The sequence below is a fragment of the Vibrio sp. SCP2 genome, assembly GCF_059295395.1.
This window is the reverse complement of record NZ_JCAFVV010000005.1, coordinates 48,504-66,424: the sequence shown is the minus strand read 5'-3', so window position 1 is coordinate 66,424 and position 17,921 is coordinate 48,504. Positions and strand designations below refer to the sequence as shown.

15 protein-coding genes are annotated in these 17,921 nt (G+C 45.0%); 5 read left to right on the top strand and 10 right to left on the bottom strand.

The features are described from left to right. Nucleotides 1-12: 12 nt before the first annotated feature. Complete coding sequence (glmS, locus tag AC5O63_RS15170; protein WP_494505493.1) at nucleotides 13-1,845, bottom strand: glutamine--fructose-6-phosphate transaminase (isomerizing); 1,833 nt, start codon at nucleotides 1,843-1,845, stop codon at nucleotides 13-15. Between the two features lie 82 nt (nucleotides 1,846-1,927). After that, a complete protein-coding gene (locus tag AC5O63_RS15165; protein WP_004742540.1) occupies nucleotides 1,928-2,689 on the bottom strand; it encodes a DeoR/GlpR family DNA-binding transcription regulator in 762 nt (253 codons plus the stop codon). 432 nt (nucleotides 2,690-3,121) lie between these two features. On the opposite strand from AC5O63_RS15165, the gene pykF reads away from it, so the two are divergent. Together pykF and AC5O63_RS15155 are read left to right on the top strand one after the other, a co-directional pair. Next, entirely contained in the window at nucleotides 3,122-4,534 is a 1,413-nt protein-coding gene (pykF, locus tag AC5O63_RS15160; protein ID WP_004742539.1) for a pyruvate kinase PykF, read from the top strand. Between the two features lie 174 nt (nucleotides 4,535-4,708). Beyond that, entirely contained in the window at nucleotides 4,709-5,377 is a 669-nt protein-coding gene (locus AC5O63_RS15155; protein WP_494505492.1) for a GntR family transcriptional regulator, read from the top strand. Nucleotides 5,378-5,416: 39 nt separating this feature from the next. Here the strand turns inward: AC5O63_RS15155 and AC5O63_RS15150 are convergent, their stop codons facing one another. The 3 genes from AC5O63_RS15150 to AC5O63_RS15140 all read right to left on the bottom strand — a co-directional run bounded on the left by AC5O63_RS15150 (nucleotide 5,417) and on the right by AC5O63_RS15140 (nucleotide 9,135). Beyond that, nucleotides 5,417-7,300 (bottom strand): GGDEF domain-containing protein, encoded by a 1,884-nt coding sequence (locus tag AC5O63_RS15150; RefSeq protein WP_494505491.1) that lies wholly within the window; start codon nucleotides 7,298-7,300, stop codon nucleotides 5,417-5,419. A gap of 124 nt (nucleotides 7,301-7,424) precedes the next feature. After that, entirely contained in the window at nucleotides 7,425-8,120 is a 696-nt protein-coding gene (locus AC5O63_RS15145) for an oxidative stress defense protein (protein ID WP_494505490.1), read from the bottom strand. Nucleotides 8,121-8,238: 118 nt separating this feature from the next. Then, nucleotides 8,239-9,135 carry a LysR family transcriptional regulator ArgP gene (locus tag AC5O63_RS15140; RefSeq protein WP_494505489.1) on the bottom strand — a complete coding sequence of 299 codons (897 nt, stop codon included), beginning with the start codon at nucleotides 9,133-9,135 and terminating at the stop codon, nucleotides 8,239-8,241. Between the two features lie 127 nt (nucleotides 9,136-9,262). On the opposite strand from AC5O63_RS15140, the gene AC5O63_RS15135 reads away from it, so the two are divergent. Next, nucleotides 9,263-9,889 carry a LysE/ArgO family amino acid transporter gene (locus tag AC5O63_RS15135; protein WP_494505488.1) on the top strand — a complete coding sequence of 209 codons (627 nt, stop codon included), beginning with the start codon at nucleotides 9,263-9,265 and terminating at the stop codon, nucleotides 9,887-9,889. Nucleotides 9,890-9,896: 7 nt separating this feature from the next. Further along, nucleotides 9,897-10,379, top strand: a complete 483-nt coding sequence (locus tag AC5O63_RS15130; RefSeq protein WP_494505487.1) for a YbaK/EbsC family protein — start codon at nucleotides 9,897-9,899, stop codon at nucleotides 10,377-10,379. Nucleotides 10,380-10,424: 45 nt separating this feature from the next. Here the strand turns inward: AC5O63_RS15130 and mscS are convergent, their stop codons facing one another. The 4 genes from mscS to epd all read right to left on the bottom strand — a co-directional run bounded on the left by mscS (nucleotide 10,425) and on the right by epd (nucleotide 15,198). After that, nucleotides 10,425-11,291, bottom strand: coding sequence for a small-conductance mechanosensitive channel MscS (mscS, locus tag AC5O63_RS15125; protein WP_272786227.1), 867 nt, complete (start codon nucleotides 11,289-11,291; stop codon nucleotides 10,425-10,427). A gap of 325 nt (nucleotides 11,292-11,616) precedes the next feature. Then, a complete protein-coding gene (fbaA, locus tag AC5O63_RS15120) occupies nucleotides 11,617-12,693 on the bottom strand; it encodes a class II fructose-bisphosphate aldolase (RefSeq protein ID WP_239854243.1) in 1,077 nt (358 codons plus the stop codon). 153 nt (nucleotides 12,694-12,846) lie between these two features. Continuing rightward, complete coding sequence (locus AC5O63_RS15115; protein WP_171324792.1) at nucleotides 12,847-14,007, bottom strand: phosphoglycerate kinase; 1,161 nt, start codon at nucleotides 14,005-14,007, stop codon at nucleotides 12,847-12,849. A 150-nt stretch (nucleotides 14,008-14,157) separates the two neighbouring features. After that, nucleotides 14,158-15,198 (bottom strand): erythrose-4-phosphate dehydrogenase, encoded by a 1,041-nt coding sequence (gene epd, locus AC5O63_RS15110; RefSeq protein WP_171324795.1) that lies wholly within the window; start codon nucleotides 15,196-15,198, stop codon nucleotides 14,158-14,160. Between the two features lie 198 nt (nucleotides 15,199-15,396). Between epd and AC5O63_RS15105 the strand changes: the two genes are divergently transcribed. Next, nucleotides 15,397-15,633, top strand: a complete 237-nt coding sequence (locus tag AC5O63_RS15105; RefSeq protein ID WP_171382726.1) for a hypothetical protein — start codon at nucleotides 15,397-15,399, stop codon at nucleotides 15,631-15,633. Between the two features lie 80 nt (nucleotides 15,634-15,713). On the opposite strand, the gene tkt is transcribed toward AC5O63_RS15105, so the two are convergent. Continuing rightward, on the bottom strand, nucleotides 15,714-17,708 hold the full coding sequence (gene tkt / locus AC5O63_RS15100) for a transketolase (protein ID WP_494505486.1): 1,995 nt from the start codon (nucleotides 17,706-17,708) through the stop codon (nucleotides 15,714-15,716). Nucleotides 17,709-17,921: the final 213 nt, after the last annotated feature.

Sequence of the window (17,921 nt, the reverse complement as noted above, 5' to 3'; positions counted from 1 at the left end):
TTCGCTAGACTGTTACTCAACCGTCACCGCTTTCGCTAGGTTACGTGGTTGGTCAACATCCGTTCCTTTAATCAAAGCAACGTAGTAAGACAGAAGCTGCATCGGGATGGTGTAGTAAATCGGTGCCGTGATCTCGCTGACGTGCGGCATAGTGATGATCTTCATTGTCTCATCAGCTTCAAAGCCCGCATCTGCATCGGCGAATACATATAATAAACCGCCACGTGCACGAACTTCTTCAACGTTCGATTTTAGCTTCTCTAGCAACTCGTTACTTGGCGCGACCACAACAACTGGCATGTCGGCATCAATCAGAGCCAGTGGCCCGTGCTTTAGCTCGCCTGCTGCGTATGCTTCAGCGTGGATGTAAGAGATCTCTTTTAGTTTAAGAGAGGCTTCCATAGCAATCGGGTAAAACTCACCACGACCTAAGAACAGTGTATGGTGCTTGTCAGCAAAATCTGTCGCTAACTCTTCAATGTCTTTCTCAAAAGATAGAGCAGCATTGATTTGCTTAGGTAGTGCATGCAGCGCTTCAACAATCTCTTGCTCTTTTTCTTTGCTGATACGATTTTGTTGCTTACCTAGCGCAGTCACTAACATCAGCAAAGCAGAAAGCTGAGTAGTAAAGGCTTTGGTTGACGCTACACCAATTTCTACACCAGCACGTGTCATAAAGGCGAAATCAGATTCACGAACTAGAGAAGAGCCAGCAACGTTACAAATCGTCATTGCAGCCATATAACCTTTCTCTTTGGCTAGGCGCAGAGCTGCTAAAGTATCAGCGGTTTCACCGGATTGAGAAAGCGTGATTAACAGGCTGTTAGGACGCGTCACAAATTTGCGGTAACGGAACTCAGAAGCAATTTCTACGTCACAGCTTACGCCAGCGAGATCTTCGAACCAGTAACGAGCGGTCATACCTGCATTGTAAGAAGTACCACAAGCAACGATCTGTACATGCTCAACTTTGCTTAGGATTTCTGCCGCATTAACACCAATGGCTTCGGTTACTACAGAGTCTGATGTGATACGGCCTTCCATGGTGTTGATCAGTGCCGTTGGCTGCTCATAAATCTCTTTTTGCATAAAGTGACGGTACTGGCCTTTGTCACCCGCATCATGCTCAGCGTTAGATTCCGTAATCTCACGTTCTACACGCTCACCTGAAGCATCAAATACCGTTACTTCACGGCGAGTGATTTCCGCAACGTCACCTTCTTCTAGATACATAAAGCGGCGAGTCACGTTAAGCAGAGCAAGTTGGTCAGAAGCAAGGAAGTTCTCACCGACACCAAAACCAATCACGATTGGGCTGCCTGAACGAGCAACGACAATACGCGAAGGATCTTTACGATCCAGGGCCACTGTGCCGTAGGCACCTTCAAGTTGCTTCGCGGTCTTTTGTACTGCTTCTAACAGTGTTTCAGAACTACGCAACTCCCACTCAACCATATGAGCGATCACTTCAGTATCTGTTTGAGATTCAAATACGTAACCGCGAGACTTAAGTAGTTCACGTAGCTCTTCGTGGTTTTCAATAATACCGTTGTGCACCACTGCAATGTCGCCTGACATATGTGGGTGGGCATTCGCTTCAGAAGGTTCACCATGAGTTGCCCAGCGAGTGTGCGCAATACCTGTGCCGCCGACAACTTGTGCCGACTCTACCGCGTCTGCTAGCTCTTGTACTTTACCCAGACGACGAACGCGAGTTAGGTTTGACTCACCATCAACAATCGCCACACCCGCAGAATCATAACCACGGTATTCAAGGCGACGTAATCCTTCTACTAAAATTTCAGCGACATCTCGTTGTGCAACAGCACCGACGATTCCACACATATTCAACTCCAATTTGTTGATTCCGATAGGCAGCAAGCAAAGGCCAGATTCGGAGAAGTAAGATTAAAAAATTTGTTTAACGTTATGCACAAAGCACTTTGACGCCATGAGATTCAATTTTTGTTTTTAACTCTGGGTCTAAGTCTTTGTTGGTAATTAAGATATCGATGGCATCCCAAGCTAACTCTAAGTTAGGGATCTTTCTGCCGATCTTTTCCGACTCGACCATGACGATGACCTCGCGTGACACCTCAGCCATCACTTTACTTAGGCCAACGAGCTCATTGAAGGTGGTGGTCCCGCGCTCAAGATCGACACCGTCTGCGCCAATAAATAACTGGTCGAAGTCATATGAGCGTAGAACAGATTCTGCAACTTGACCTTGAAACGACTCGGAGTGAGCATCCCAAGTTCCGCCGGTCATCAATAGAGTCGGCTCGCTCTCAAGCTCATTCAGCGCGTTGGCGACATTAAGAGAATTGGTCATCACCACCAAACCGCGCATACCATCAAGCATTTTGATCAGAGCGCCAGTTGTACTGCCACTGTCTATCACGATACGGTTATGCTCACGGATCAGCTTAACCGCCGCCTCCGCCAATTCGTTCTTTCGAATCGAAACATTTTCATTCATTTCGTCGCTTACCACTTCTTTCGGTAGGGCAATCGCACCACCATAGCGACGAAGAAGCTGACCATTTTTTTCTAGCGAAGCGAGATCCTTTCTAATCGTTACTTCAGAGGTTTCAAATTGAACAGAAAGTGCTTCAACGCTGACCTCTCCCTTCTCATTAACTAGATTAGAAATAGCGTGTCTTCTTAGCTGAGTGTTTCGTTTCGACATTTAATTTATACATTCAGATTTCGAACTGAAAGAAATTATAGTCAAGTCGAAACATTTATGTCCATTTATTTCGATCCAAAAAATTAATATTTAGCGCAAAAACCTTGTCCTAAGACAATTGTTAAGCAGTGATATTGAAATCATTAGGTGGTAGAATTCGCACCCTAAAAGAAAAAAAATTACAGAATTGACCGTTATTTTTTTGCAACCTAGCCACTATATCCTAGTGTTGTCACAAAAATACGGCGTTGAACGGCATCAGGTTGGTCATAAAATGACTAAACTATGTGAAAGACTTTCAGTTCTGGAGCCAACTAGATGTAATGCTGTCATGAAGAGTTGGCAGGCACAAAATGCCTATTCGACAGCCTTGGTTTCAGACCAATAACCGACTTTCAAATTGTAACTATTATCGACCGGAGAGTATCTTCCATGAAAAAGACCAAAATCGTATGTACGATTGGCCCTAAAACTGAATCTGTAGAGAAGCTAACTGAACTAGTAAACGCAGGCATGAACGTAATGCGCCTGAACTTCTCTCACGGTGACTACGAAGAGCACGGCACTCGTATCGCGAACTTCCGCAAAGTAATGGAAGAGTCTGGTAAGCAGCTTGCTATCCTTCTAGATACTAAAGGTCCAGAAATCCGTACTATCAAACTAGAAAACGGCGATGACGTTGATCTAGTAGCTGGTCAAGAGTTCACTTTCACAACTGATATCTCAGTTGTAGGTAACAAAGATAAAGTAGCAGTAACTTACGCTGGTTTCGCAGCAGACCTAAACGTTGGTAACACTATCCTAGTAGACGACGGTCTAATCGAAATGGAAGTACTTGCGACTTCTGAAACTGAAGTTAAGTGTAAAGTTCTTAACAACGGTGCACTAGGTGAAAACAAAGGTGTTAACCTACCTGGCGTTTCAGTAAACCTACCAGCTCTATCTGAAAAAGATAAGAACGACCTTAAGTTTGGTTGTGAGCAAGGCGTTGACTTCGTTGCGGCTTCATTCATCCGTAAAGCTTCTGATGTTCAAGAAATCCGTGAAGTACTTGCTGCAAACGGTGGCGAGAACATCCACATCATCTCTAAGATCGAAAACCAAGAAGGTGTTGATAACTTCGACGAGATCCTAGAGCTTTCTGACGGCATCATGGTTGCTCGTGGTGACCTAGGTGTTGAAATTCCAGCTGAAGAAGTAATCTTCGCTCAGAAGATGATGATCGAGAAGTGTAACCGTGCACGTAAGATGGTTATCACTGCAACTCAAATGCTTGATTCTATGATCAACAACCCACGCCCTACTCGTGCGGAAGCAGGCGACGTTGCGAACGCAGTAATGGACGGTACTGACGCAGTGATGCTTTCTGGCGAAACTGCAAAAGGTAAGTACCCTGTTGAAGCGGTAACTATCATGGCTCAAATCGCGAACCGCACTGATTCAGCACTAAAAGCTGAGCTTGGTTCTCGCCTAGATAGCCCACGTCTACGCATCACTGAAGCAGTATGTAAAGGCGCAGTTGATACAGCTGAGAAACTAGCAGCTCCTCTAATCGTTGTTGCAACTGAAGGTGGTAAATCAGCACGTTCAGTACGTAAGTACTTCCCAACAGCTAACATCCTAGCGCTTACAACTAACACTAAGACAGCAGCACAGCTAGTTCTAACTAAAGGTGTTACTCCAGTTGTTGTTGATTCTATCGAGAACACAGACGCGTTCTACGTAGCAGGTAAAGAACTTGCACTAGAGTCTGGCCTAGGTAACAAAGGCGACATCGTTGTTATGGTATCTGGTGCACTAGTTGCTTCTGGTACAACAAACACTGCATCTGTACACGTTCTATAATAAAACGCATACAATTGCACATTCTATTAAAGAGGGCTTAGGCCCTCTTTTTTTATATATTTTTCTTGCCCACCCATTCCGTACGCTGTATTATCAACCAAAATTCAGTACCACATACCGTTTAATAATTATTAGTGGTGTCTTAGTAGCAGTGTAAGTAGTGAGGAATGCATCGTGTCTAGCCCGACGTTAACAGACAAAGTCGCTAAAATGATTGTGCAAGATATTTTGAATGGGCAACTTCAACCAGACGAAAAGCTGGTCGTTGCTGAGCTTAAACAGAGATACGATGTCGGTGCCTCTCCTATCAGAGAAGCCCTAGTACAACTTTCTTGGAGCAAGTATGTCAGCTTACAACCGCAAAAAGGTTGTTGGGTTGCGCCTGTCTCTATTGATGAACTGAACGATCTCTATGAAAGCTTACGCTTTATCTCTTCCATTCTCCTCAAGCAAGCGATTGAAGCTGGTGATGAAGGTTGGGAGCTAGAAGTACTGACGTCATTTCATAAGTTATCGCGCGTACAACACGCAAAGGAAGGCTTTGACTGGCAAGAGTGGGAAGAGCGTCAACATCAGTTCCACATTTCACTCCTCGAAGGGGCACGTTCGAAAAACATGCTTGGCTTCTTCAGTGATCTCATCACCCAGATCAAACGTTATCGCTACTACGCAATCGTTAACGGTTTAGAGTATAGCAGTTCTTGCTTAGATGACTACGAACAAATTATGAAGCTAGTATTAGCCAAAGACGGAGAAAAAGCCGCCAAGACACTAGATAGTCACCTAGAGCATAACAGACAGCAAATTCAAGCCATCATTGATGAGCAAGCCGTCGCTGCATAGCGATATGAGATAAGAATCGAGCCAAAAGGCTCGATTTTTTTATGCCACCTCTTCGGAACTAAAACAGACCGAAACTCGGTTACGACCAGAAGACTTCGACTCGTAGAGTGCAATATCCGCGCACTTGTAACAACGCGTGCTATCTGCAATAAAATCGGTCACACCGATACTGACCGTAACAGGGATGCTCGCTTCCAAATCAATCGCTATACGTAAGCGCTCTAAGGCTAGTTCAGCCTCTAATATTGAGGTATGAGGCATAATGATCGCAAACTCCTCACCACCGATTCGAGCCACAAAATCTGTCTCACGCAAGATGGACTCAAGCATCTGAGCCACATTAGTAATGACGCGGTCTCCTTCGTCGTGACCAAGCTCATCATTAACGCGTTTAAAAAAGTCGATATCGAGCAAAGCTAAGCAAGCATTCGAGGTGGCAGGATAACGCTCCATAAGACGGGCATTACGGCGCAGCTCTAACTCAAACTTACGACGATTCCACAACTGAGTGAGCTCATCCCTTTCACTTAAGATACGCAGGCGCTCTTCCAGTTCCTTGCGATCACTAATATCGACAATCGAGGTAATGTAATAGCTCACCCAACCTGATTTGGCCAACACACTTTGTACCCGCAGTAGCGCAGTGACGGTTCGTTCATCACCGGCTCTTTGAATACTAATTTCACCTTCCCATAGCTGCTGATGGGCCACTTGCTCAAAAATCTCTAGCGACAGTTCAATTTGCTCTTCGCCTAGCAAGCGCTTAATGATATTGCGCGATTGAATATCACGATGGGCGAGTCCAGTTAGCGCACAAAATTGATCATTCACCATGATCGCTCGGTGGTTGCGATCGGAAATAATCACAGCAGACATACCACTCAAGGCTGCGCGGGCTAATTGGCTTTCGATACTGCGTTTTCGGTAGTGAACAACGAGTAAAGTACCTGGGATAACGAACGCTAGCATCAAAACAAACACTAAAGTTGCTTCTTGCACTAAAGCCTCGCTCTCATGCTTGGCAATCGCGTCTAACTCTTTGCCATCAAGTTCTATCACCAGATAGAGGGGCTGTTGTGGAGAAAGGTAAATCTGATTAAAGACAATCAATCCCTCATTCTCCATCAGGTAACCCGACTTATTGTGTTGCATCATCTGCCAAGTAACAGGGAAAGAGCGTGCAAAGTTGTGCTCATTTCGCTCTTTGACTAAGTGACCATATAGCTCGTTGAGGCTTGAACCAGCCAAGTAAAAACCCTGCTCACCAATAAGCTCGGGGCTAAATCGCTCATCGGGCGAATAGTTTAAACGAGATGAAAGATACCGGACATCAATATTGAGGACCAAATAACCTGCGCGGTTTCCAGCGACATAGACAGGTGTAATTAAGCGCAGCGCGGGCTGATAAGGCTCGACAAGCTTGCCGTGTTCATGCTCTAGATCGATTCCCCATACGCCAATATCATTCTCATTCAGAGTTTGAGCGTACAGGTAATAATTTCGCGGTGATTTATCTTGCAGGTTGTTGTCGCTCTCAACCTCCGCAACTCCGTCGCTGTAATTGAGGCGAATTTTCTCCATTCCGTTAGTATCTAAAAAACGGATCTGGGTGTACCACTTTTGATTGCTTGCAACTGACGACCAAACCTCTTCAACAACGCCTTTATTGGCCTTTGTCGGCTCTAGTACATACTCATAGAGGTTGCGACTATGAGAAAGCAACTCAATAATCGAGATAAACTGGCTACGAACGCTTTGGTATTCACGCTCACTGTACGCAAGCTGGTGAATCGCCAACTCAGCATTTTGAACAATGATGTCTTTTTCAAGCTGTTGATGTTTCTTGAAATAGTAAAAAGAAACGAGAGAAAAAAAGACCAGCGTAGTAATAGCGAGATATGAAAATACGGATTTACGCTGCATTAGGTGAAGAAGGCTCGTGTCGATAAGGCCGAGCAGTATATCATTTAATCGAAATAGGATTAAAGCCCCTACCGGAAGAAGTAGAATAGGGGCGACTTTACTAGCAATAAAATCACTGAATTGCTCAATCGATCTTATAAATCACATCAACGCTATCGCGGATAACGATGGTAGAGTCTTGGTAACTGTTCGATTCTGAACGCGCATCCATAGCCATTGAGCGCATCAAAACAGGTTGGTGACCAGACATTTTATAATCAATACGCCAAACACCGTTGAGATCTTTACCAAAGCCCTCTGCGAGCGACTCGGCCTTGCTGTTGGCATCTTTGATCGCCGCCATTCGTGCCTGCTGTTGATACTTAGCTTGGTCTTTGACTTTTAGCTGAATGTTATCAACTTGATTGATGCCTGAGTTTAGCGCCAGATCCAAGTATTGGTTTAAGTCAGCCAAATCTTCGACCGTCACCGTAACACTGCGTGAAGCTCGGTAGCCTACTAGCTCTGGTTTACCGTCTTTAGGGTAATGGTATTGAGGGGTAATGTAGAGGTTTGAGCTAGTCACGTCCTGCTTCTCTACGCCCTCTTTATTTAGAGCATCAAGGAAGGTACGGACAACTTTATCAACCGACAGCTTTGCTTGCTCTGCCGTCATGGTTGACTCTACAACCTTAACCGAGAACTCAGCCATATCGGGTTTGGCGATCACTTCACCATAACCTGTGGTCGATAAATGTGGAAAATCGGGACTATTGGCCAACACGCCAAAACTGCTTAAAGACAGCGACAAAGCTGCAACAACTGTAGGGATAGCTTTCATACTCAATTACCATATGCCATTAACTCAATACATCATAGGCATGGAATAAATCGACACCAAGATCTAGCCATCAGTTCTGACAGAGAATTAACTGAGCACTTACGCGGCTACATACTCGCTATTTCGGCAGTAAATCCTCTGTATATTCAACAATGGCCTGTGTCACCTGCTTAAGTAAACCCGTTTCAAGTTGCCAATGATGCCAGTAAATACGAAAGCTCATAAAAAAGCCCGGCATCAAATCCACTAACTTCCCAGAGGCAAGTTCCTGTTCTATTTGTAGCTTAGGGATCAAGCAATAAGCACACCCCATCAAAGCCAAGTTGACGAAAGCCTCAGAACTTGCGACATGATGATGCGGCACAGAATCGGGAGAAATATTAAAATGCTGCTTGAGAAAATCACAATGCAGTTCATCATGTTGATCGTAAGAGACAGCCGGTGCTTGTTTTAACGCCTCTCGCGTCACTCCAGTTGGGAAATACTCCTTCGCAAACTCTGGGCTCGCCACACATACATAATCCATCCGACCAATGTATTTCGCCTCACAGCCGACCATAGCTTTGGGCTCCATGCTTAACGCGCCCAAGACTTCGCCATTTTTTAATTTGTCTAACGTTCTCGCTTCCCCATAAACCTCAAGTTCAAACTGAACCCGGCGTGACTTCATAATTGGTGCTAAAGCAGGCAGCAGCCATGTCGCTAAGCTGTCTGCGTTAGTCGCAATGGCCGCGGTTTGTAGACGCTCAGCCGTTTCGTTATCTAGCTCTGGAATCAACTCGGACTCTAGCAATTGGACTTGTTGGTAGAGCGCGAGAAGCTTTTGCCCTATCGGGGTAGGTCTTGGCGGTTGCTCGCGCACCAAAACAGGTTGAGCTAGGTACTTTTCTAGCTGTTTTAATCGTTGCGAAACTGCCGATTGAGAGACAAACAATGCTTCAGCGGCACGCTCAAAATTACCACTACTGATCACCGCCTCTAGAGCCTCTATCCATCGATAGTCCAAGCCACGCATCTTTATTCCTCTCACAACGATCCATTATATTAGTTACTCTTATATAGTATAAAAATTATTAAATATACTTATTTTGACAGTTTACTTATCTTCTCGCCATATCAGTTAATTTGTTGGAGAGAAAGCCGTGAACTTTTGGCTACTACTACAAGGCTTCGGCCTAGGCGCAAGCATGATCATCCCTATTGGTGCGCAAAACGCTTACGTACTTAATCAAGGCATTAAGCGCCATCACCACCTTACAACCGCGACGATCTGCAGTGTGCTTGATATTGTGTTTATTTCGCTCGGAATCTTCGGTGGCGGTGCTCTGCTATCACAAAATGAAACCTTGCTCATGTTGGTCACTCTCGGTGGTATTGCTTTTCTTGCGGTGTATGGCTCACTATCACTCAAAAGCGCTTTTACACCACAAGCGGAAGAGACTCAGCTCAACCAGACACTAAGAGGTAAGCGCGCTGTCATTCTAGGCGCTTTAGCCGTGACGGTACTGAACCCTCACCTTTATCTGGATACAGTGGTGATTCTCGGTTCAATTGGCGGCCAATTTGAAGGCCAAGATCGTATTGCGTTTGCCATCGGCACCATGATGGCTTCGCTAGTGTGGTTCTTCTCTCTTTCAATTGGTGCGGCCAAACTCGGTCCCACTTTGTCACAACCGCGAGTTAAGCAAGGTATTGATGTTGTGGTTGCGATTATGATGTACGTGATTGCCGCCTTATTGGCAAAAGAGTTATTCAATCAGTTAATGTAGGTGATGTATGAACAAGCTGGATGCTATTTATCAGTTCAACAAACAGCTGTTAGAGCAGTTAAATGTTGATTATCAAGAGTGGCAACACGAACCTATATTAGATTTTGCCACCGACGAGAAGGTAGCAGAGCAATTAGGTTGGACGGGCACTCATAGTAAAAGCCTATTTCTCAAGCTAAAAGGCTCTGGCTATGTGTTGCTTCTCACCGACAAAGATAGCCGCTTAGACACTAAGGGGATTAAAGCCCTAACCGGGAAGCGACCTTCGATAGTCAGTAATGAGGAAATGATTGAGCAGATTGGTTGCGTACCGGGAGCGGTGTGCCCTTTCGGTCTGCCTACTGAAGTAGAAATTATTGTCGATAGCAAACTGTATCAACACAATGAAATCTTATATACACCGGGTAAACCAGAGGTGACCTTTGGCATCCCAGCCAACCAACTAAAAACCGTCTTAAGCTCGCTAGAAAATAAAGTGCTAGAAATGTAAAAAGCGAGGCAGTTTGCCTCGCTTTGTTCAATCTACGCTTAGAGATTATGCGTCCACTTTGTTCATATGAACATCCATTTGTGGGAATGGAATCTCGATACCTTCTTTATCTAAGCCTTCTTTGATCGCTTGCATCAAATCGAAGTAGACATTCCAGTAGTCGGCAGTTTTAACCCAAGGACGCACGACAAAGTTAACTGAAGAGTCAGCTAGTGTATGCACGCCAACCTGTACACCAGGCTCTTTAAGAATGCGCTCATCTGATTCACAAATCTTTGTCAGTAGCTCTTTGGTCTTCTGTAGATCTGCGCTGTACGAAACACCAATCATCAGATCAATTCGGCGTGTTTCATGACGTGAGTAGTTAGTGATTGGGCTACCAATTACACTACCATTCGGCACTACGACCATTTTGTTGTCTGGCGTAGTTAACACGGTTTGGAAAATCTGGATTGAATCTACCGAGCCTGCCACACCGCCAATTTCCACGTAGTCACCTGACTTAAATGGACGGAAAGCAACAATAAGCACACCAGCAGCAAAGTTAGAAAGTGAGCCCTGTAGAGCTAAACCTACTGCTAAGCCAGCCGCACCGATAACAGCAACCACAGACGCGGTTTGCACACCTAAGCGGCCCAGTGCTGCGATCAGCACAATAACAAATAGAAGGTAACGAACTAGACCATGGATAAATTCGACGACGGCCTTATCCATTTTTTTCTTGTTCAGTACCTTAGCGACACTGTTAGCTACCGCTTTCACGATAATGTTACCGATAAATAGGATCAGAACTGCGGAAATAATATTCACGCCATACTGTACTAAAAGATCGGAATTGTTAGTCAACCACTGCTCGGCATGACTTAAACCATCAACCAAAGGAGTTTCAATCCCTGCTGATTCACCCGCCATAATTTCTATCCTCTCAATAAAATGATTCTATGAACCAAACTGCTTTTAATTACCAATCAGAAACAACATCCCTATACATTCACTGAAGCAATGTCAGCTTTTTGGCACGATATCTCATTTTTGACTAATCTCAAAGTTATGTTTTTGCAAAGAGAGCAAAAACAAAAACTTATCAGAATTCTCTGATATCGGCACATTACAGGTTACGCAACAAATCTCGATTTCGCCATCACTTTCATTTCACTAGCGAATAGCTGAGCTGAATGACAGACATAAAAAAACCGCTCAAGGTGAGCGGTTTTTCATTTAACTTAGTAAGGACGAATTATAGTACGTCTACTGCGTTCAGGTCAGCGAATGCTTTCTCAAGACGAGCAACCATAGAAGCTTGACCAGCACGTAGCCATACGCGTGGATCGTAGTACTTCTTGTTTGGCGCATCTTCGCCAGTTGGGTTACCGATTTGGCCTTGTAGGTAATCACGGTTGTCCGCTTCGTACTGACGGATACCATCCCAAGTTGCCCACTGTGTATCAGTATCGATGTTCATTTTGATAACACCGTAGCCGATAGATTCTTGGATCTCTGCTTCAGTAGAACCAGAACCACCGTGGAATACGAAGTTTAGAGCGTTAGGTGCAATACCGAACTTCTCTGCACAGTATGCTTGAGAGTCACGTAGGATAGTTGGAGTTAGTACAACGTTACCTGGCTTGTATACACCGTGTACGTTACCGAAAGAAGCTGCGATAGTGAAACGGTGTGAAACAGCGTTTAGTTTCTCGTAAGCGTATGCAACGTCTTCTGGAGAAGTGTATAGCTCAGATGCGTCCATGTGAGAGTTATCTACGCCGTCTTCTTCACCACCAGTACAACCAAGTTCGATCTCGATTGTCATGTTCATTTTAGCCATGCGCTCTAGGTACTTAGCACATGTTTCGATGTTCTCTTCTAGAGACTCTTCAGAAAGGTCTAGCATGTGAGAAGAGAATAGAGGCTTACCAGTTTGAGCGAAGAACTCTTCACCTGCGTCTAGTAGACCGTCGATCCAAGGAAGAAGTTTCTTAGCAGCGTGGTCAGTGTGTAGGATTACTGGCACACCGTAAGCTTCAGCTACAGCGTGAACGTATTTAGCACCCGCTACAGCACCAAGGATTTGAGCACCTTGACCTTCAAGTTTAACGCCTTTACCAGCGAAGAAAGCTGCACCGCCGTTAGAGAACTGAACAACAACTGGAGCTTTAACTTTAGCAGCTGCTTCTAGTACTGCGTTTACAGAGTCAGTACCTACTACGTTTACTGCAGGTAGAGCGAAGTTGTTTTCCTTAGCAACTTCAAAAACTTTCTGTACGTCGTCGCCAGAGATAACACCTGGTTTTACGAAATCGAAGATCTTAGACATGGATTTAATCCTATTTATCTGTCGTTTTAAAAATAAAACTTGTTAAGTTTAAATTCTTGCAAACGTTTGCTCACAACTCGCGCTATTCTAGCAAAAAAGTGTGATGTGCAGCAAACAAGAAAGCGGGAGATTAACTCCCCCGCTTTCACTTAATTACTTAGCGCGCTCTTCAAGCATCGCAACTGCTGGTAGTACTTTACCTTCAACGAATTCAAGGAATGCACCGCCACCCGTAGAGATGTAAGAAACGTCAGCTTTAATACCGAACTTGTCGATAGCCGCTAGCGTGTCACCACCACCTGCTACAGAGAAACCTGCAGACTGAGCGATTGCTTCAGAGATACCTTTAGTACCTGCTTCGAAGTTCTTGAATTCAAATACGCCTACAGGACCGTTCCAAAGGATAGTTTTTGCGTTGCCGATGATTTCAGCTAGAGCCGCTGTTGACTCTGGACCTAGGTCGAAGATCATGTCGTCGTCAGCTACTTCTGAAACGTGCTTGATTTCAGCTTCTGCGTTTTCATCGAATGCTTTCGCACATGCAACGTCAGTCGCTACTGGGATAGAACACTCTTTCATTAGCTTTTGAGCTGTTTCAACTAGGTCTGCTTCGTATAGAGACTTACCTACGTTGTGGCCATCAGCTGCGATGAACGTGTTTGCGATACCACCACCAACAACAAGTTGGTCAGCAACTTTAGATAGAGATTCTAGAACTGTTAGCTTAGTAGAAACTTTAGAACCACCAACGATAGCAACAAGTGGACGCTCTGGGTTGTCCATTGCTTTACCTAGTGCTTCCAGTTCAGCAGCAAGTAGAGGACCAGCACACGCTACAGGTGCATTCATGCCAACACCGTGAGTAGATGCTTGTGCACGGTGAGCAGTACCGAATGCATCCATTACAAAGATGTCACATAGGGCAGCGTATTTCTTAGATAGCTCTTCTTCATTCTTCTTTTCGCCTTTATTGAAGCGAACGTTCTCAAGAACAACTAGCTCACCAGTGTTTAGCTCTAGGCCTTCTAGGTAGTCTTTTGCTAGCTTAACTTCGCAATCTAGTGCGTCGTTTAGGTAGTTAACAACGGGTTGTAGAGAGAACTCTTCTGCGTATTCACCTTCAGTCGGACGACCTAGGTGAGAAGTAACCATAACTTTCGCGCCTGCTTCTAGACAGTGCTTGATTGTTGGTAGAGATGCTAGAATACGTGCATCAGAAGTCACTTTGCCTTCTTTTACTGGTACGTTTAGGTCCGCACGGATAAATACACGTTTACCTGCTAGATCCAGGTCAGTCATCTTGATTACAGACATGATGTGTCCTCTCAAATTTTCAATAAGTAAAGTTTTCAGTAGCCCGGCAACCCTGCCAGACCTATTAATTCTTCAAACGCTGTTGGTATAGTGGAGATGCTCAATATTTATTTCAAGGGTTAAAATAAATATTCTCCATTAAAAGAGTGGTTATTTCGCACTCTGCATTGCGAGCGCTGTATCCAACATACGGTTCGCAAAGCCCCATTCGTTATCGCACCAAACGAGCATTTTTACTAAGTGCCCATTACTCACTCGTGTCTGTGTACCATCGACAATCGCGCTATGGGGATCATGATTAAAGTCGATCGAAACGAGCGGCGCTTCAGTATAGTCAACAATGCCCTGTAATGTACACTGAGATGCGTTAACAATGGTTTGATTTACGTCATTAACTTTCACATTTGTATTAATTGTGACACTTAAATCCATTGCTGTGACGTTTACCGTCGGAACTCTTACAGAAATCGCTTCAAACTTGTTGGAAAATTTCGGGAAGATTCTTTCAATACCTTTATGCAACTTGGTGTCCACAGGAATGATCGACTGGCTCGCTGCTCGGGTACGTCTTAGGTCCGAATGGTAAGCGTCTATGACTTGCTGGTCGTTCATTGAAGAGTGAATGGTAGTGATAGTGCCGGATTCGATTTCAAACGCGTCATCAAGTGCTTTAATGATCGGCACAATACAGTTGGTGGTACAAGAGCCATTAGAAACCACATTGTGTTCCGCTTTGAGCGTTTCGTGGTTAACACCATAGATGATGGTGTTATCAAGGTCGCTGGCACCAGGATGCGAGAACAGGACTTTCTTGGCTCCTGCTTTGATATGCTCTTGACCATCCGCTTGGGTGCCAAATACACCTGTGCAGTCGAGAACTAAATCCACTTCGAGATCACGCCAAGGCAGTAGCTCAATATCATTAAGATGAAGGATACGGATGGAATCAAACTCACCAGTGCCTTGATGAGGAGTATCATGGTGGATATAGATGTGCTCTTGATCGTTGGTCACTTTTCTACCAAAACGACCATGACTAGTATCATATTGAAGTAGATGGGCCATCGCATCCGGTTGCGCCAGTTCATTCACCGCCACTACCTTTATTTGTTGGTTTTTGCCACTTTCATATACCGCTCGCAAAACATTACGGCCAATACGTCCAAACCCGTTGATCGCAACTTTCAGCATAACTCCATCGCCCTACATCATTTTCGTGTCACAAATACTACCCGATAGTAGGCCAAAGCGCATTAAGTTAGTGATGTGTGCCGAACAATTGAAACTGTAGAACTTGATTAATAAGCCAGCAATATAGATAGTCGCTGTGTGAGATTGTTTTCCTTATGGCTGTTTCTTATCTAGTTTCATCAACCAAAGGAAATGACTATGTCTGGGTACCCAGCCACTCACTTTTGTAAACAGTGCGAACAAGAAACACCCCATAGTGAAGTGCTTGTAAGAAAGACCAGCAGCTACGACACGGACACTTCTTTGTTAGGTAGAGTCAAACTGATGGCTCATGCCTTTATTAATGGCGGTCACTACTATGACATGGACAGATATGTCACGTGTAAAGTCTGCGGCCACAAAGAGAAGGATAACTGGGGTAACGAGTTTGAGTAGTCGCTACTTGACCTCAGATTGAACGCATAAAAAAACCGAGCCACTAGGCTCGGTTTTCTACTTCATGACTTCAGCAAATCTTATGCTAGTAGCTCTTTTGCTGTGTTTACTACGTTTTCTGTAGTGAAACCGAACATCTTGAATAGCTCACCTGCTGGTGCAGATTCACCAAATGTTGTCATACCGATGATACGACCGTCGAAGCCAACGTACTTGTACCAGAAGTCAGCGATGCCAGCTTCTACAGCGATACGAGCTGTAACGTCAGATGGAAGTACAGATTCACGGTACTCAGCGTCTTGCTTGTCGAATGCGTCAGTAGCAGGCATAGATACTACACGTACCTTCTTACCTTCAGCCGTTAGTTGCGCTGCTGCTTCTACTGCTAGCTCAACTTCAGAACCTGTAGCGATAAGGATTAGCTCTGGCTTGCCTGCACAATCTTTCAGGATGTAACCACCGCGAGCGATGTTTGCAACTTGCTCTTCGTTACGCTCTTGCTGTGCAAGGTTTTGACGAGAGAAGATTAGAGACGTTGGACCGTCTTTACGCTCGATAGCCAGTTTCCAAGCTACTGCAGATTCCACTTGGTCACATGGACGCCATGTGCTCATGTTTGGCGTTAGACGTAGCGATGCCATTTGCTCAACTGGTTGGTGAGTTGGGCCATCTTCGCCAAGACCAATAGAGTCGTGCGTGTAAACTTGGATGTTCTGAACTTTCATCAGCGCAGCCATACGCATCGCGTTACGCGCGTATTCCATGAACATTAGGAAAGTTGCACCGTATGGTACGAAACCACCGTGTAGTGCAATACCGTTCATGATCGCTGTCATACCGAATTCACGTACACCGTAGTGGATGTAGTTACCCGCTGCATCTTCAGCAGAAACCGACTTAGAACCAGACCACATAGTTAGGTTAGAAGGTGCAAGGTCAGCAGAGCCACCTAAGAATTCAGGGAGCATAGCACCGAACGCTTCTAGTGCGTTTTGCGACGCTTTACGTGATGCAATGTTGGCAGGGTTAGCTTGAAGATCAGCAATAATTGCATTGGCTTTCTCTTCCCACTCGGCAGGTAGTTCACCGTTTAGGCGACGTTTGAGCTCAGCCGCTTCAGCTGGGTAAGCTGCTGCGTATGTATCAAACTTAGCGTTCCACGCTGCTTCCTTAGCTGCGCCTGCTTCTTTCGCATCCCACTCTGCATAGATGTCTGCTGGGATTTCAAATGGACCATGTTCCCAACCAAGTTCTTTGCGAGTTGCTGCGATTTCTTCAGCACCTAGTGGAGCACCGTGACAGTCGTGTGAACCTGATTTGTTTGGAGAACCAAAACCGATGATAGTCTTAGTACAGATTAGAGTTGGGCGTGGGTCAGCTTTCGCTGCAACAATAGCGGCATTGATCGCTTCTGGATCGTGACCATCTACTGCAGGGATTACGTGCCAGCCGTACGCTTCAAAACGCTTAGGTGTGTCGTCAGAGAACCAACCTTCTACTTCACCGTCGATAGAAATGCCGTTGTCATCCCAGAACGCGATAAGCTTACCAAGACCTAGCGTACCTGCTAGAGAACATGCTTCGTGCGAGATACCTTCCATCAGACAGCCGTCACCCATGAATGCATAAGTGAAGTGGTCAACGATGTCGTGGCCTTCTTTGTTGAACTGTGCTGCAAGTGTCTTCTCAGCTAGCGCCATACCAACAGCGTTAGTGATACCTTGACCTAGAGGACCCGTTGTAGTTTCAACACCTGGTGCATAACCATACTCTGGGTGACCTGGAGTCTTAGAGTGTAGCTGACGGAAGTTTTTCAAATCGTCAATTGATAGCTCATAACCAGAAAGGTGTAGCAAAGAGTAAATCAGCATAGAGCCGTGGCCGTTTGAAAGAACGAAACGGTCGCGGTCAGCCCACTCAGGGTTTGAAGGGTTGTGGTTTAGGTGAGAACGCCAAAGAACTTCAGCGATATCAGCCATACCCATAGGTGCACCTGGGTGACCAGAGTTAGCTTGTTGAACTCCATCCATGCTTAGAGCACGAATTGCGTTAGCGAGATGTTGACGAGAAGACATGTCAGCTCCTGAATGCATTAAGCGAATCAAATATAAAATGAGCGATAATTCTCTCAAAGCACCACCAGCACTGCAATCGTTTTCCAAGACAAAAGCTCACAAATTTCCTCGCTTTCGCAACAAATCGATAAAAGTTACTAATATTTCGACCGATTAACGCAAACGTTTGGTTTTAGTAAATAACAAAAAAGAGCTTGTAATCCGAGCATTCAA